General features: G+C 40.3%; 2 protein-coding genes. One reads left to right on the top strand and one right to left on the bottom strand.

Annotated elements, in window-relative coordinates; genetic code table 11:
- Positions 1-285: 285 nt before the first annotated feature.
- Complete coding sequence (locus tag F6K53_RS44230) at positions 286-459, bottom strand: hypothetical protein (protein ID WP_293087230.1); 174 nt, start codon at positions 457-459, stop codon at positions 286-288.
- Positions 460-988: 529 nt separating this feature from the next.
- On the opposite strand from F6K53_RS44230, the gene F6K53_RS44225 reads away from it, so the two are divergent.
- Positions 989-1,163, top strand: a 175-nt coding sequence (locus F6K53_RS44225) for a type II toxin-antitoxin system HicA family toxin (RefSeq protein WP_293087233.1), incomplete at its 3' end; no start/stop codon positions are given.

Raw genomic sequence — 1,163 nt, 5'->3', positions numbered from 1 at the left:
TGAAGCGTTATATTTCTGAGCATCGAAATGATGATAAGGCTTTTCACGCTGCAATGGAAGTTTTGATGAGCCGTCGTAATCCTGCTAATCGCCATCCCTACCCTTTTGAACTCAAAAATCCTGAGGCTGAAGTTGAAGCAATTTTGAGAGAGAAGCTTAATCATACTGAGATTTAAATCCAAGGCGGGTTATGGCATCCAAGCAGCTGGCTATGTCTAGGCTTAAGTTGACACCAATGGCTGTCGGCTTCCGCCTCTGCCACACTGGTAATTTCAAGAGAGTATTTCATGAATCGACTGGCAGGTTATACTGGCGACGCTGCTCTTGGGCAAACTCAGCGAAAGACCGAAATCGACCTGCCTGGAAATCATTCAGTCCTTTTTGAATGCCCTTTATAGCCTCCTGTGAATCTTCCACCTCCGACTCTAAGACACTAGCCAGCAATTCGGACGCAACCAAGCTAACATCTTGACCTCGCTGAGCAGCATATTCACGCAGTAGTGCTTCTAATTCTGAGTTAAGGGATAACTACCTTTGTCATCGACCTACTTTCCTCCCAACCTTTGCTTCTTAGCTGCATTCTAGCAAAGTGTGGGGGTGCGTTACTAAAGCATTTCCTCAACCCACCGCACAAGATCGCGTACGCACTATAATATAAAAGTGCAACAAATTGTAAAGCCCGAACAAATTAATACTCTCGATCTTGAGGAGATGAATCATGAATCATTCGAGTTCTGAGCTAACACGTGCGCTTACTGATTGGCGTGACGATATATTATTATAAATAGAAAAAAATCCCGACGAACAGATTCTACAATTATTTATTACAAATCCTTCGTTTATTTCGTCAAAGCCAAATGACGAAGCAAGAATCTGTAGATACTTTGAAAAACCTGAAACTAAAATCAGATTAATTAGTTAAAATAGGGTGATTTTCTAACAATATCAACTAGATATAATTCGATTAAAATTATGAAAAACTGTCTGAATGAAAGTTAAAGAGGTACTTAAGCGATTAAAAAAAGATGGATGGTATCAAGTAAGAATGCGGGGAAGTCATAGAATTTTATCTCATCCTCAAAAGCCAGGTATTGTAGTAGTTCCAGGTAAGCTAAGTGATGATATACCCATCGGAACATTAGGTGCAATTTGGAAACAAGCAC

Source organism: Moorena sp. SIO4A1 (assembly GCF_010672065.1).
Lineage (GTDB): Bacteria > Cyanobacteriota > Cyanobacteriia > Cyanobacteriales > Coleofasciculaceae > Moorena.
Note: the sequence above shows the minus strand (reverse complement) of the source record. Positions and strands in the feature narration are given on the sequence as shown.